13 protein-coding genes are annotated in these 13,862 nt (G+C 44.2%); 12 read left to right on the forward strand and 1 reads right to left on the reverse strand.

Annotated elements, in window-relative coordinates; all coding sequences use genetic code 11:
* Window position 1 precedes the first annotated feature (1 nt).
* From VB077_RS05220 to smpB, 12 genes are all read left to right on the forward strand, one after another.
* A complete protein-coding gene (locus VB077_RS05220; protein ID WP_323414166.1) occupies window positions 2-1,645 on the forward strand; it encodes a Na/Pi cotransporter family protein in 1,644 nt (547 codons plus the stop codon).
* Between the two features lie 160 nt (window positions 1,646-1,805).
* Complete coding sequence (locus VB077_RS05225) at window positions 1,806-2,990, forward strand: phosphoglycerate kinase (RefSeq protein ID WP_323414167.1); 1,185 nt, start codon at window positions 1,806-1,808, stop codon at window positions 2,988-2,990.
* A gap of 24 nt (window positions 2,991-3,014) precedes the next feature.
* Window positions 3,015-3,788 carry a triose-phosphate isomerase gene (gene tpiA, locus VB077_RS05230; RefSeq protein ID WP_323414168.1) on the forward strand — a complete coding sequence of 258 codons (774 nt, stop codon included), beginning with the start codon at window positions 3,015-3,017 and terminating at the stop codon, window positions 3,786-3,788.
* Between the two features lie 70 nt (window positions 3,789-3,858).
* Window positions 3,859-5,412 carry a 2,3-bisphosphoglycerate-independent phosphoglycerate mutase gene (gpmI, locus tag VB077_RS05235; RefSeq protein WP_323414202.1) on the forward strand — a complete coding sequence of 518 codons (1,554 nt, stop codon included), beginning with the start codon at window positions 3,859-3,861 and terminating at the stop codon, window positions 5,410-5,412.
* Between the two features lie 30 nt (window positions 5,413-5,442).
* The gene (gene eno, locus VB077_RS05240; RefSeq protein ID WP_323414169.1) at window positions 5,443-6,720 is read left to right on the forward strand and encodes a phosphopyruvate hydratase; all 1,278 of its coding nucleotides are present in this window, start codon (window positions 5,443-5,445) and stop codon (window positions 6,718-6,720) included.
* Window positions 6,721-6,877: 157 nt separating this feature from the next.
* Entirely contained in the window at window positions 6,878-7,102 is a 225-nt protein-coding gene (secG, locus tag VB077_RS05245) for a preprotein translocase subunit SecG (RefSeq protein WP_323414170.1), read from the forward strand.
* A gap of 216 nt (window positions 7,103-7,318) precedes the next feature.
* Window positions 7,319-9,343 carry a sodium-translocating pyrophosphatase gene (locus tag VB077_RS05250; protein ID WP_323414171.1) on the forward strand — a complete coding sequence of 675 codons (2,025 nt, stop codon included), beginning with the start codon at window positions 7,319-7,321 and terminating at the stop codon, window positions 9,341-9,343.
* A 333-nt stretch (window positions 9,344-9,676) separates the two neighbouring features.
* Window positions 9,677-10,420 (forward strand): CPBP family intramembrane glutamic endopeptidase, encoded by a 744-nt coding sequence (locus VB077_RS05255; protein WP_323414172.1) that lies wholly within the window; start codon window positions 9,677-9,679, stop codon window positions 10,418-10,420.
* A gap of 105 nt (window positions 10,421-10,525) precedes the next feature.
* Window positions 10,526-10,603 (forward strand): hypothetical protein, encoded by a 78-nt coding sequence (locus VB077_RS05260; RefSeq protein WP_323414203.1) that lies wholly within the window; start codon window positions 10,526-10,528, stop codon window positions 10,601-10,603.
* Window positions 10,604-10,824: 221 nt separating this feature from the next.
* Complete coding sequence (locus VB077_RS05265) at window positions 10,825-10,959, forward strand: group II intron maturase-specific domain-containing protein (RefSeq protein ID WP_323414173.1); 135 nt, start codon at window positions 10,825-10,827, stop codon at window positions 10,957-10,959.
* Window positions 10,960-11,669: 710 nt separating this feature from the next.
* Window positions 11,670-12,734 (forward strand): hypothetical protein, encoded by a 1,065-nt coding sequence (locus tag VB077_RS05270; protein WP_323414174.1) that lies wholly within the window; start codon window positions 11,670-11,672, stop codon window positions 12,732-12,734.
* Between the two features lie 271 nt (window positions 12,735-13,005).
* Window positions 13,006-13,476, forward strand: coding sequence for an SsrA-binding protein SmpB (smpB, locus tag VB077_RS05275; RefSeq protein WP_323414175.1), 471 nt, complete (start codon window positions 13,006-13,008; stop codon window positions 13,474-13,476).
* Window positions 13,477-13,513: 37 nt separating this feature from the next.
* Here smpB and VB077_RS16575 read toward each other — a convergent pair whose 3' ends face one another.
* Window positions 13,514-13,861 (reverse strand): winged helix-turn-helix domain-containing protein, encoded by a 348-nt coding sequence (locus tag VB077_RS16575; RefSeq protein WP_416337032.1) that lies wholly within the window; start codon window positions 13,859-13,861, stop codon window positions 13,514-13,516.
* Window position 13,862 lies beyond the last annotated feature (1 nt).

Below are 13,862 nucleotides of genomic sequence, written 5' to 3' on the forward strand. Positions count from 1 at the left end.
GGTGAGAACGATCGCGGCCTTAAGTACAATATTTGCGTTTTTAGGCGGTCTGGGTTTATTTTTGTATGGTGTACATATGACTTCGGAAGCACTCCAAAAGTTTTCCGCAAAGCGTTTGAAACAGATCCTGCAGTCGCTCACGAAGAAAAAGGTGTATGCCGTTCTTTCGGGAATAATTATGACGATCGCGTTTCAAAGCAGTGCCGCAACCACGGTTTTGGTGGTCGAGTTTGTTAATGCCGGCCTGATCAACTTGGGCCAGGCTTTGGGTGTTGTTCTTGGCTCAGCCTTGGGTACATCGATCATTATTCAATTGATCGCGTTCAAGTTTCTGGTTATTGCGTTAGGTGCGATATTTGCGGGGTTTACACTCTATATTTTGGGGAAAAAGCAATGGAAGCATTTAGGCCAGTCCCTCATTGGATTTGGCCTAATTTTCGTGGGGATTGCCTATATGTCAGATGCTGCCGCACCTTTGAGGAATATCCCCGCAGTTAATTCTTTTTTAGAGCATTTAGGTTCCGCACCCTTTATGGCCATCCTTGTCGGGCTTGTCCTGACGGCGGCTCTGCAAAGCAGTACGGCAGTTTTTGCCATCATGATGTCGATGGCGAGTCAGCAGCTGATCGATCTTTCAGCAATTATTCCTCTCGTTTTGGGATCTCATATCGGGGGAACGGTGACGACTCTGCTCTCAAGCTTAACGGCGGAAAGGATGGATGCCAAACGCACCGCAATTGCCAATACAGGCTATAAGGTGGTGGCAACGCTGCTCCTTTTTCCCTTTATGGAACAGTTCCAGACTCTGGTACAGTGGTCCACTTCAGATTTAACGAGGCAGGTTGCCAATGCTCATCTCTTCTCGGCCCTGTTCATGGTCATTATCTTTTTTCCCTTTAACAACTGGCTCGCTAAGGGGTTGAAGGTTCTGATTCCGGATCGTGCAGGTTCGAAGGCGCCGTTTAAGTTCCGGTTTATTGAGGAGGCGGCAAAGGAAGTTCCGGCTATTGCCTTGAAGCAGGCTTGGGAAGAGACTTATGCTTTAGCTTCTTTAATCGAAGAACAAATGCTTCAAAAGATCGCCAAGGTTTTTGCCGAAGATCAGACTTCGGCTTTTGAAGAAGTCATGGCTACGGAGGAACAGGTCGATTGGTATTATCGCCATATCATGCGCTTTCTCTCGAGGCTGTCCCAGAAAGGATTAACAGAGGAGCAAGAAGAGGAAAGCATCAATATGCAGTTTATTCTTAAGGAATTGGAGCGGATCGGCGATACCTTTGTAGGGATGGTTCAATTCTTGGAGAAAATGGAAGGGCAGAATTTGAAACTCACCAGAGCTGAATGGGATAGCTTAGAAGAACTTTATGATAATGTCGCCGCTCATTACACGGCGATGGGCCAATCCCTGCGTACGGGAGATATGCAAAGCGCCGAGGAGATTATTCAGGAGCGTCCGGAAGTGATTCGCCTTCAGCGTTCCCTGCAGTTTGAGACACTGGCGCAAGCCGGGACTTCTCAAGCGGAGCTAAGTGGTGGATCTGATGAAGAGAAGCTGCGCTATGCGGTTCTGGATATGCTTGATCGAATTTACAGCATTGAAGATAATATTGTGAACATTTCGCAGGTTGTGTTAGGAATCGTTTGACCCACGCGAAAAGCAGCGATGACTTTCCTTTTTGAGAGCAGGAATCTATTGCTTAAAGGAGAATATTTAAGGGTTGTTGGATTTAGTGTGTAGGAAATCCAATCTGAGGAATAATAAATACCGTTCGGTAAGAAAGCAGGAGAAAGGAAGGAGAGTAATTATGAATAAAAAAAGCATTAAAGATATTCAAGTCAAAGGGAAACGTGTCCTTGTGCGCGTAGACTTCAACGTACCCATCGATGATCAGCAAAAGATTACCAACGATACCCGTATTCGTGCGGCTATACCGACCCTCCGTTATCTTCTGGAAGAAGGGGCGAAACTTATTCTCGTTTCTCATTTTGGCCGTCCTAAAGGACAAGTGAACCCTAAATATTCCTTAGTACCTGTTGCTGTACGTTTAAGTGAGCTCCTGGGACAAAACGTTCCCTTGGCCAAGGATTGTATCGGACCCGAGGTGATGGCCCAGGTTACAGCCTTAAAAGAGGGGCAGGCCCTTCTTTTGGAAAATGTTCGCTTCCATCCTGAAGAGGAAAAGAATGATCCTGAATTTGCCAAGCAATTGGCTTCTTTAGCGGAGATCTATGTCAATGACGCTTTTGGAACAGCCCATCGCGCGCATGCTTCGACTGAAGGCGTGGCCCATTATCTTCCTGCCGTAGCCGGACTTCTTATGCAGAAGGAAATAGAAGTTATGGGCAAAGCCTTGGAGAACCCGGCCCGCCCGTTCGCAGCCATTATCGGGGGAGCGAAGGTTAGTGATAAAATCGGCGTGATCGAGAACTTATTAAAGAAAGTCAATTTTTTGATTATCGGCGGAGGAATGGCCAATACCTTCCTCAAGGCTCAAGGATATGGCGTCGGCAAATCTCTGGTCGAAGAGGATAAACTGTCTCTGGCCTCTGAACTGCTGGCTAAGGCCAAAGTCTTAGGCGTAGAAATCGTTCTCCCGCAGGATGTTGTTGTGGCGAAAGAATTTAAAGCAGAGGCTGAGCACCGAGTTGTTGCGGCAGATCAAATCGCTGAAGATGAAATGGCTTTAGATATAGGACCCGCAAGTGCCGAAGCCTTTGCGAAACAGATCATCCCTGCCCAGACGATTGTTTGGAATGGACCCATGGGTGTATTCGAGATGGAAGCTTTTGCTAAAGGCACAGAGAAGGTTGCCCAAGCGGTTGCAGCGTGCTCGGGAACCACGATTGTCGGCGGCGGTGATTCCGTAGCGGCTGTTGAGAAGATGGGGGTTGCCGAACAGTTAACGCATATCTCGACCGGGGGCGGCGCTTCTTTAGAGTTCTTGGAGGGAAAAGTTCTTCCCGGAGTGGCAGCTTTAAACGATAAGTAATTTTTCAGTAAAAGGAGATTAATTATGTCGAAAAGGCATCCAATTATTGCGGGCAACTGGAAGATGAATAAAAATGTTCGTGAAGCACAAGAATATGCCGAAAAACTTCTAGGGCGAGTGGGTGAGGTCACCGATGTCGATGTTGTTGTCTGTGCACCTTTTACGGCTTTAGGTGTGTTAAAAGATGACCTTGAAGAAAGCGTAATCCACATTGGTGCACAGGATTTATTTTGGGAGGCCTCAGGGGCATATACAGGCGAAATATCGGCGGAAATGCTTGTTGATATTGCGTGTACCTATGTTATCGTCGGGCATTCCGAGCGTCGCGAGATTATGCATGAGACCGATGAGGAGATTGCTAAAAAGGTTAAAGCTGCTCTGAAAGCCGGACTCACGCCAATCCTATGTGTCGGCGAAAATCTGGATCAACGTGAGGAAGGACGGGCGTTGGCTATCGTTCGGGGACAAGTTGAAAAAAATTTAATGGAATTGCCGCCGAAAGAGCTGAAACGGGTTGTCATTGCCTATGAACCGCTTTGGGCTATCGGAACAGGCAAAACATCATCCAGTGAGGATGCCCAGATTATGTGTGCGGCCATTCGTTCAACCTTAGCGGGAATCGCCGGTGCGGTTGCCGATGAAGTCAATATTCTCTACGGCGGGAGCGTCAAAGCGGACAATATTGCCGAATTGATGGCTCAGCCGGATATTGACGGCGCCCTGGTGGGTGGAGCAAGCCTTGATGCCGATGACTTTGCCCGGTTGATCGAAAATGCGCGAGCCTCTCTTCAGGGGTAAAGGAAACTTACTTCAGGTGGCGGTTAATCATCGGATAACATGTGGTTATTATGAAAGCGGGGTGAAGGTGTTGACAGGAGAACGGGCAAGAAAACCGCTTCTTTTAATGATTCTTGACGGATGGGGTTACAGCCCCGAGACTAAGGGAAACGCCATTGCCCAGGCTCATAAGCCGAATTATGATCATCTGCTGAGGACTTACCCCCATACCTTATTAAAGGCCTCGGGGGAGGCTGTAGGTTTGCCGGAAGGACAGATGGGAAATTCGGAAGTGGGTCATTTGAATATCGGAGCCGGCCGTGTCGTCTATCAGGAATTGACGCGGATTTTTAAAGCGATCAAGACCGGAGAGTTTGCGAAGAACCCTGTTTTAGCAGAGGCCATGGAGCGGGTGAGCCATGGGCAAGGGGCCTTGCATTTAATGGGCTTGGTATCGGATGGGGGAGTTCATTCTCATCTGGAGCACCTTTTTGCCCTGCTGGAGATGGCTAAAGCGAAGGGTGTCCAAAAAGTATATGTCCACGCCGCTTTAGATGGCCGAGATGTTTTACCCCAGAGTGCCAAGATCTATCTGAATCAGTTGCATGAAAAGTTCGAAGAACTGGGAGTCGGTCAGGTTGCTTCGGTATCCGGCCGGTATTATCTTATGGATCGCGATCAGCGCTGGGATCGGGTCGAAAAAGCGTATCAGGCACTTGTTCAAGGAGAAGGCTTGAAAGCGCCCAATGCTATTGCGGCGGTTGAACAATCCTATGACCGCCGGGTCAACGATGAATTTGTCGTGCCCACGGTGATTATTGATGGGAAGGGTCAGCCCCTGGGTAAGATTCAGGAGGGTGACAGTGTTATTTTCTTTAACTTCCGCTCCGATCGGGCGCGCCAAATCTCCCACGCTTTTGTGGATGAGGATTTTACGGGTTTTGAACGCAAAGTACATCCTAAAGTTCATTATGTTTGTCTTACCGAATATGATGTGACCCTTCAGGCTCCGGTTGCTTTCCCTCCGCAGAACTTGGAGAATACGCTTGGAGAAGTGCTTGCACAGCAGCACAAGAAGCAGCTCCGAATCGCGGAAACGGAGAAATATGCTCATGTGACCTTCTTCTTTAACGGCGGGGTAGAGGAACCCTGCCCGGGAGAAGATCGCTGTTTGATTCCTTCACCGAAGGTCGCTACCTATAATCTGAAACCGGAAATGAGCGCGTATGAGGTAACCGAAGAGCTTTTAAAGCGCATCCAAAGCGATGTCTATGATGTCATCATTTTAAACTTTGCGAATACGGATATGGTGGGTCATACCGGCGAATTTGAGGCCGCGATTAAAGCCATTGAAGCGGTTGATCGATGTATCGGCAAGGTCGTTCCCGCGGTTCAGGAAAAGGGCGGGACAATCTTGATTACGGCGGATCATGGCAATGCCGAGGCCAAAATTGACCTTGCGACAGGCAGACCTCTAACCGCTCATACGATTAATCCGGTTCCCTTGATCTTAGTTGATGAGCGGCTTAAAGATCGTCAATTGCGTAAGGGCGGAGCTCTTTGCGACGTGGCTCCGACGATTCTTGAGCTTTTAAACATTCCTCAGCCTTCGGATATGAAGGGGTTAAGTCTGGTTGAGGTTTGAAAATAATTCATACTTAGGAGGTATTTAATCATGTCAATTATCAGTGATGTCTATGCCCGTGAAATTTTGGATTCACGCGGCAATCCAACGGTTGAGGTCGAAGTAACCCTAGAAGATGGTGCAATGGGTCGTGCCGCAGTTCCCTCCGGAGCTTCGACAGGAGCTTTTGAAGCGATTGAATTGCGTGACGGTGATAAAACCCGTTATTTTGGCAAAGGCGTTTTAAATGCGGTTGAAAATGTTAATGCTGAGATCGCCCCTGAAATTGAGGGCTTAGATGCTTTTGATCAACCCGGTTTGGATCGGGTTCTTATTGACCTTGACGGAACAGACAATAAAGGAAAATTCGGAGCCAATGCCATTCTCGGTGTTTCCTTAGCCAATGCCAAGGCTGCCGCAGATTGCATAGGGATGCCCCTTTATCAATATCTCGGCGGTGTCAATGCGAAAGAGCTGCCCGTTCCGATGATGAACATCTTAAACGGCGGTAAACACGCGGACAATAATGTGGACATCCAGGAATTCATGATCATGCCGGTTGGCGCAAAGAGCTTCCGGGAAGCTTTGCGGATGGGGACGGAAGTCTATCACAGCCTTAAGGCGGTATTAAAGGAGAAATCCTTAGCGACAGCGATTGGCGATGAAGGCGGTTTTGCTCCGAGTCTTGAATCCAACTCCGATGCCTTGCTCTGTATTGTCGATGCGATTCAACGGGCAGGCTATGTTCCCGGTGAAGATGTCGCCTTAGCTTTGGATGTCGCTGCTACAGAGTTATATAAAGACGGGGTCTATCATCTTGCCGGGGAAGGCTTGACTAAAACCGCAGATGAAATGATTGAATACTATGAAGGATTAGTTGAAAAATATCCGATTGTTTCGATTGAGGACGGACTTGCCGAAGAAGACTGGGAGGGCTGGCGGAAACTCACAGAACGCTTAGGCGGGAAAATCCAACTGGTGGGTGATGACTTGTTTGTTACGAATCCGAAGCGTCTGGCCAAAGGGATCAAGGAAAAATGCGCTAACTCAATTCTGATTAAACTTAACCAGATCGGAACCTTGACTGAAACTCTGGATGCTATTGAAATGGCGAAACGCGCAGGCTATACCGCCGTTATTTCCCATCGCTCGGGAGAGACCGAGGATGTCACGATGGCTCATATTGCCGTTGCCGTTAATGCCGGCCAAATTAAGACAGGGGCACCTGCCCGCACCGAACGCGTGGCTAAATATAACGAGTTGCTGCGGATTGAGGAAGAACTGGGTGAATCAGCGATTTACAGAGGAAAAGAAAGTCTGGCAAGATAACTTATTTTGGAGTAATTTGAATATTAACCGGGGACTTGGATGGTGTTGCAGCGTCTAAGTCCTTGCCTTTTTTTCTTTTTATATGCTAAAATAGGATACTAGTAACTGTAAAAGATTTGAGCAGAGGGTACACTTTTTTGAGGAGGTGAATGGCGTTATGTTGGTCTTTCTTACGGTAATACTTTTGATTAGTTCAATAGGCTTGATTGCGACTGTACTTTTACAATCCGGCACTGGGGCTGGCCTTGGGGCAATCGGAGGTGCAGGAGAGGCTTTCTTTGGGAAAAAGAAAGGGATGGATGAACTGTTCGAGAAATTGAGCATTATTTCGGCTGCACTTTTTTTATTGAGCTCTTTAGGAGTAACCTGGATTATGCGATAAGTTCCGGGGCTCCTTTTTCTTTTTTTTTGTACTAGCGAAAAGTATAAGTTTTTGAAATTATAAATTATAAGCTTAAATTAATCATTTGCTCTAACTCTACATAATTATTGTGATAAAGGAATACAGATTAGACGTCTAGGATTAGGGAAACTCAATAAATGCTCACAGTGGGACGGGATTTAAGTTTATCCATTAAAACTTAGGAGGTTTATTGTCATGGATTTTGCTTCAATGCCGATTATAGCCGTTTTGACGGGTATAATTGGTCTTATCTTTGCATTTTATTTTGCTTCTAGTGTGTTAAAAGCCAGTCCGGGAAATGCCCGGATGCAAGAAATTTCCCAAGCCATTCAAGAGGGGGCTATGGCTTACCTCAATCGTCAATATCGTACACTTATTCCTTTCGTCATTATTATCTTTTTCCTCTTGTTTTTCTTAAAAGGGGCAACAGGATGGCAAACCGCTGTTTCTTTCCTGTGTGGTGCCATACTTTCGGCTGTGGCCGGTTATATTGGAATGAACATTACGACTCGAGCCAATGCGCGGACGACTGAAGCGGCCCGAACAAGCCTGAACAAGGCGTTGGGGGTATCGTTTCAGGCAGGTGCGGTTATGGGATTATCCGTTGTGGGCTTAGGCATCATTGGAGTCAGTGCTCTTTACCTTGTGTTTAGGGATGCGGAAATTATTAACTCCTTTGCGTTTGGCGCAAGTGCGATTGCCCTCTTCGCCCGTGTCGGCGGAGGAATTTATACGAAAGCAGCCGATGTCGGTGCAGACCTTGTGGGTAAAGTTGAAGTCGGAATTCCCGAAGATGATCCGCGTAATCCGGCCGTTATTGCCGATAACGTAGGTGACAATGTCGGTGACACTGCAGGTATGGGTGCTGACCTGTTTGAATCCTATGCTGCTTCCACAATCGCAGCTATGTTGGTCGGCGGAAGTGTCTTTGCTTCAGTTGATCAGGGATTACCCGGCATAATGTTTCCCTTGATGATTGGGGCTATCGGAATTATTTCGGCGATTATCGCAAGCTTTTTTGTACGTACGGGTGAGAATGCCAATCCCCAGACGGCTTTAAATAAAGGACTATGGGGTACGAACGCTCTGACCGCTCTTGCGTCTTTCGGACTTGTTCACTGGATGCTGCCGGACGCTTTAAAAGTTAATGGTACATTGACCATTACTCCGAATCGTGTATTTGTTGCGATCATTGCCGGGCTGGTCGTCAACGTGCTGATCGGTCTGTTAACCGAGTACTATACCTCAAACCAAAAGAAACCTGCGCAAGCGATTGCTAAGGCTTCAGAAACGGGAGCAGCGACGAATATCATTTCCGGACTGGCAACAGGTATGAAGAGTACAGCTCTTCCGGTAATCGTTATCTGCGTTGCCATCTATGTCTCTTTCCAAGCCTCGGGTGTCTTTGGAATCGCAGTTGCCGCGATGGCCATGCTTTCGACCGCGGGTATGGTTGTAGCCATCGATTCCTTCGGACCGGTTGCGGATAATGCCGGTGGTATTGCGGAAATGGCTGAACTTGATCCCAGTATTCGTAAAACAACAGACCAACTCGATTCCGTTGGAAATACGACAGCTGCTGTTGCTAAAGGATTTGCCATTGGCTCCGCAGCTTTGACGGCTCTCGCCCTGTTCAGCGCTTTCTCAGAGTTAGCCCATTTAGAGAGCATCAACATTCTTGTCCCGACGACAATCATCGGTCTGTTTATCGGAGCAGCCGTGCCTTTCCTTTTCTCCGCATTTGCTATGGAAGCGGTTGGAAAAGCTGCTTTTGAAATGATCGGAGAGGTTCGCCGTCAATTCCGCGAAATCCCGGGTTTGATGGAAGGTAAAGCGAAACCTGATTATCGTGCTTGTGTCGATATCTCTACCAAAGCAGCAATTCGGGAAATGGTTATTCCCGGACTGCTTGCCGTAGGAACTCCGTTATTAGTCGGTTTCGGCCTCGGTAAAGATGCCATGGGCGGAATGCTTGCCGGCGGTACGGTTGCCGGTTTATTGATGGCTATATTCATGGCCAATGCCGGCGGTGCCTGGGATAATGCGAAGAAATACATTGAAGCCGGAAACCTCGGCGGTAAAGGAACCCCGACCCACGCAGCAGCAGTTATCGGGGATACGGTCGGTGATCCCTTTAAAGATACTGCCGGTCCTTCCTTAAATGCTTTGATCAAGGTTATGGGGACCATTTCTTTGATTATTGCTCCGTTGCTAAGATAGGTGTAAGCTGGGATTCAGCAGGGAACTAACTAGGGTTTTATTCAAGGGGCTGTTGCAAAACAGCCCCTTTTTCGGTGGTGCGCCACGCATGGCGATTAACTAGGTGGTGAAAGACCACTGTGGGGGCTGGTAGTTGCCAACCACTAGCCAAGAGCAAGGGTGTCCACCGTAATAGTTTTTAAATTTTCAATTGTCCAAACCATCGAATTCTCCATCTCAGAAATTCAGACCGTATTATTAGTCTGGTTTTCCATTATAAACCATATCATAGTATAATCAAAAATAGTAAGTTATTAAAAACGCATGACATGGCATACACGAGGAGGCGAGAATTTGATTATTGATGCATTAGTAACTGCGATTATTAATTTAATGTTGTTTGCTATTATGGTTGCATTTGCAAAATATTTTCAATCAATTAGAAATATGAATTATACTCCGCCAGCTTGGATAAGCGTAAAAAAAGACGGCATTAAATTATTTTCCATGGGAATTATTTCAGCGTTATTATACAAATTCGTAGTAGGCTTAATAGGAATTTTAAATGGAACGATGATATTGACTATAAATCAATCAGGTATAACAGATACATTAATACTTACTCTTGCTAGTAGTTTTGGTTTTCTGGGAGTTGCTTTATTTGAAGAAGGCTTATTCAGGGGATATATGATGCAAGTAATATTTAGAAAAATCCACAAATTACTGGCAATCGTTATCCAAGCGATGGCATTTGGATTAATACACTATACTAATTATGACCAGCCCCATGCTTGGGTAAAGATTTTAGATGTTATTTTAATAGGATTAATATTTGGGATTATTGTAGTAAAAACAAAATCACTAATGTTTGTCATAGGAACTCATTTAATGTTCGATGTTGCTGGACAAATATTATTTGTAGATAATTTACATGAATTCGATAGAGCTGTTTATTTTCAAAGTATTAATAACTTTACACCAAATACGATAGGAAGTTTGTTCTATATTGAATTTATAGATTTGTTTTTGCTATCTATCATAGCAATATTATTAGGATTTTTATTTCGAAAGGATATTTTTTGTAAAACAAATTATTAGCTTCGTTTTTTATAAAAAATATCAGTTGTGGTTCAACATAAATCCGAGGAAACCCAAGTCGGCGTACCCCAGGGCGGACCGTTAAGTCCAATTCTTAGCAACATTATGTTAAATGAACTGGATAAGGAACTAGAGCGAAGGGGCCATCGTTTTGTCCGTTATGCGGACGATATGATGAACTAGGAGAAGTGCTGAGCCTGCACTGGCCAATGTTCTCCCCTTTATAGAGCAGAGACTTTTTCGCAAAGTGAACCGGGAGAAAACGAGAGTTGACGATGTAGGTAATGTTAAATTCTTGGGCTTTGCGTTTTACCAAAGGAAAGGTGAGGCAGAGTCAGAATTTATCCGAAATCGGTAGTAAGATGAGGAACAAAATTAGAAAGCTTACCTCATGAAGCGACGGAATGGGGAATGAAGAAAGGGCGATAAAGCTCAGATGCTATATCGTGGGGTGGATAAACTACTTCAAGATAGCAGACATAAGGACGTTGCTAACACAGACCGACGAATGGATGAGAAGGCGTATCCGCATGATCTAATGGAAACAATGGAAACGAGTGAGAACAAAGTTTCAAATGCTTAAATCGCTCGGAATCAGTGAACAGAAAGCATAGGAATACGCAAATACGCAAATACAAGAAAGAGCTACTGGAGAACATCAAATAGCCCAATCCTAGCCAAATTCCTAACATATGATGTTTTAAAGGGATTTGGACAGTAAAACTTAGCTTCGACAGTCAAATAGATTTTTAGGCACATAGAAAAACTGAGATTAATCAAGGAAATGATGGCATTAGGTTCAGAATATTTTAGAAATAGGGGAAACTTAGTATTGCTGTTTTATTAACTCTATATCAAAATGGAAATAGAATGATAAAGAACAAGAAACATCCTAAAGTTTTTTAAAATGGTATTCTAATAAATTGAATATTGTCGAAACTGAAGATAGTGGTGCTAATTGGAAAGTTATCATGCAAAAATAATGGGGTAATGCTTGGTGCAAGCCAAGCATTCCTTTATCCTCTTTTGTACTTATGGGATTAGCAGGGAGAAGTCGCGGATAGACTATGAACAGCGCCGAAGTGCAAGACAGGTCGGTACTGAAAAAACGGCGAAAACGAGATAAATTTAATGTAAGTAGATGTGCTCGCTGGTCTATCTGCTTATCAAATAAATCATACCGCAGAGCTCTACAAGATTATACTTTCATTCATTTTTGCCTTGAGCACAGCGAAAGGAATGATATTTTATGAGAAAAATTTATTTAATCCTAATTCTAATTCTAACGTTCTTAAGCCTATCACTTTCAGGATGTAGCCTAAATCATTCAGCAAATCAATTGACGCAATCAGTACAGCCTATAAAAAAACTATCCTATATTAAAATGGTTGATGAAAATTCCGGCTGGGCTCTAAGCAACACATTGGTTTTGAAAACCAATAATGGGGGAATAGACTGGATAAAAGTAACTCCTGCCGTTTTTTCAGATAACAGTGATATATCCGGCTTTTTTCTGAGCGAAAAAATCGGATGGATAGCAGTCCATGTACCAGATGCTTCATATATCAGAATTTATGGTACACAAAACGGTGGTATAGATTGGTATGAATCAAAAATTCAAGCACAAAGCTCTAATTCAAAAATGTATTTTATAGATAAGGAGCAAGGATGGCTAGTTACTATAGGAAATGCTGCAGCAGGATATGATCCTGTGAGCATATTTAAAACTGGTGATGGCGGTATCACATGGACACATTCTTCTGATGTAAATACTAATGGACCTAAGAATGGTATATATTTTAAAGATAACTCTAATGGATGGTTAACAGGACAACAACCTAGTGGAAGAACTATTTATTATATTACAAAAGATAGCGGGCAATCTTGGAACCCACGATATTTTAAAGTGAATCAAGTAAATGAAGACTATTTTGCTACTACTTTTCCGCCTATCTTTTCGGATAAAAGCATAGGTTTTTTGCCGGTAAGTTACGATAGCCAAAATTTTCATACTATAGTCTATACCTCATTAGATGGAGGGGAAACGTGGTTAGAGACAACACCCGTTAATATTCATGTAAATAGTTTTTCTATTTTTTCAAATACTTGCTGGATATCTGACGGAAAAGAACTTTACAGAAGTGATGATTTAGGAAAAACATGGTCGAAGTTGAATGACGCAATTTCTTCAGATAATATCCTAGATTTAAACTTTGTGAATAGCCAGACTGGATGGGCTGTTGGTCAAGAAGGATTATATAAGACAACTGATAGCGGATTAAATTGGAGTAAAGTTGAAATTAAATTAAAATAAATATATAGAGAGTAGGGAGACATAAAAATATCATTAACCAAACGAAGGATTGGAATAATCGGCTGTATTAGGTCTACTAGTAACTAAGGCATACATAACCCCACAGTCTGAAGGTGCCGGGGCAGGACTAGGAGTTGCATTACCAGGAGAGGGTGGAACATTGATGTTATAGCATTGTTCTACATAATCTAAATATTCTACAAGACAGGTCGGTACTGAAAAAGCAGTGAAGCTGTGGTATACTTAAATACTGAGTGAGAGGAGGGTTATTGTGGCATCTGAAGGAATTAAGGTCATCTCTGATAATCGCAAAGCGTATCATGATTATTTCATTGAGGATAAGATTGAGGCCGGGATCATTTTGACAGGAACAGAAATCAAATCGATTCGCAATGGCCGGGTGAATCTGAAAGACAGCTATGCAGGATTTGAGAACGGAGAAGTATGGCTTTATCAGATGCACATCAGCCCTTATGAACAAGGTAATCGCTTCAATCACGATCCATTACGGAAGCGGAAGCTTCTTTTGAACCGTTCCGAGATTGTTAAGCTTGTCGGTAAGATTCAGCTTCAGGGATTGACGTTGATACCCCTTAAAATTTATTTGCGAAGAGGCTTAGCCAAGGTCGAGCTTGGGATTTGTAAGGGCAAGAAAAGCTACGATAAGCGCCAAGATATTGCGGAACGTGATGCTAAACGTGAAATCGAGCGTCATCTGCGCGACCGCCAAAAGGGATATTAAAAAAAGAATGGCTTAGTTATGTCGAATAACTAAGCCATTATGATTGCTTTTTGGGGCCACTGTCTAAATTGTTAAAATATAAAACATATCCCTTCCCTCTTAGCGACAGCAGAGAGTTGGGTTTCTTCGGGTTATCCTCCAGTCTTTGGCGAAGACGGTTAATACAGACATAAAGATCGTTTCTGCTAACAAAGGAATCGGTTCCCCAAGCATAGTTTATAAGCTCTTTATCTGTAACCGGTTGTCCCATATGTTGTGCTAGGTAATAGAGAATCCGAAATTGAATTCTTGAAAGCGCAATCGGCAAATTATTTTTGACAAGGATTTCTCTTTCCGCATCCAGGTAGCAATTCCTTCCGAGTGGAATATTTTCTCTTCTATTCATT

This window comes from Desulfitobacterium sp., from assembly GCF_034927245.1.
In the GTDB taxonomy this organism is placed as follows: domain Bacteria; phylum Bacillota; class Desulfitobacteriia; order Desulfitobacteriales; family Desulfitobacteriaceae; genus Desulfitobacterium_A.